The sequence below is a fragment of the Sulfuricurvum sp. MLSB genome (genome assembly GCF_000747095.1).
In the GTDB taxonomy this organism is placed as follows: Bacteria; Campylobacterota; Campylobacteria; order Campylobacterales; family Sulfurimonadaceae; genus Sulfuricurvum.
The window spans coordinates 1-1119 of sequence record NZ_JQGL01000034.1 but is presented as its reverse complement, the minus strand read 5'-3'; the positions used below and the strand labels follow the sequence as shown (position 1 = coordinate 1119).

The following is a 1119-nucleotide window of genomic DNA, read 5'->3' as shown; positions in this document are numbered from 1 at the left end:
CAGGCTATGAATATCGTGATGGTGCATGTCGTTTAATCATAGAAGAGTAGTAAATGCTTAGACTCTATGACCATCAATCTGACGCCATAGAGAGATTAAGTCCTGGGTCGATCCTCGTTGGTGGGGTCGGCTCAGGAAAAACCCTTACTGCACTTTCATATTTTTATGAAAAAGTTGGGAAAGGAAAAATTCCTAGACATAAGGGCGACTCATTCTCTCCAATGAAGATTAACAAAAAACTTTACGTCATTACCACAGCTAGAAAACGAGATACATTGGATTGGATAGATGAGGCCGTTCATATTCCGTTAGAAATAACAGCGGTTGATAGTTGGAATAATATTCAAAAGTATACAACCGTAGAAGATGCATTCTTTATATTTGATGAACAGCGTGTTGTTGGTGGAGGAACTTGGGTAAAATCTTTTTTAAAAATTACTAAAAAAAATCAATGGATTTTATTAAGTGCGACTCCCGCCGATACTTGGATGGACCTAATTCCTGTATTTATTGCTAATGGCTTTTATAAAAATAGAACAGATTTTATTAGAAATCATGTAGTATATAGTCGTTTTAGCAAATTTCCCAAAATTGAAAGATATTTGCAAGTTTCGAAATTAATTCATTTACGGGATCTGGTAACTGTTCAGATGCACTTTGTTCGCAACACGGTATCTCATTATGAGACTATATTTTGTAATTTTGATGAAACTCAACAAAAGATCCTGATGACAAATCGCTGGGATATTTACGATAACGAACCAATTCGTGATATTTCAAAACTGTGTTATTTATTACGGAAGTTAGCAAACTCTGATCCAGACCGGTTAGACAAACTTAAATCACTTTGGACCAGACATAACAAGTTAATTGTTTTTTATAATTTTAATTATGAGTTAGATACTCTTAGAGATTTTGCAAAAAAAAATAATATTGTTAGTGGTGAATGGAATGGTCACAAACACGATCTAGTTCCATCTGCAGATTCATGGTTATATTTTGTTCAATATATGGCTGGAGCTGAAGGTTGGAATTGTACCGAAACCGACACAATCGTATTCTTTTCCCAAAATTACTCGTATCGTATTATGACTCAGGCTGCTGGCCGAATTGATCGAT

General features: G+C 34.9%; 1 protein-coding gene. It reads left to right on the top strand.

Annotation, left to right across the window (positions count from 1 at the left end):
• Positions 1-53: 53 nt before the first annotated feature.
• On the top strand, positions 54-1119 hold a 1066-nt coding region (locus JU82_RS03585), incomplete at its 3' end, for a DEAD/DEAH box helicase family protein (protein ID WP_037946572.1).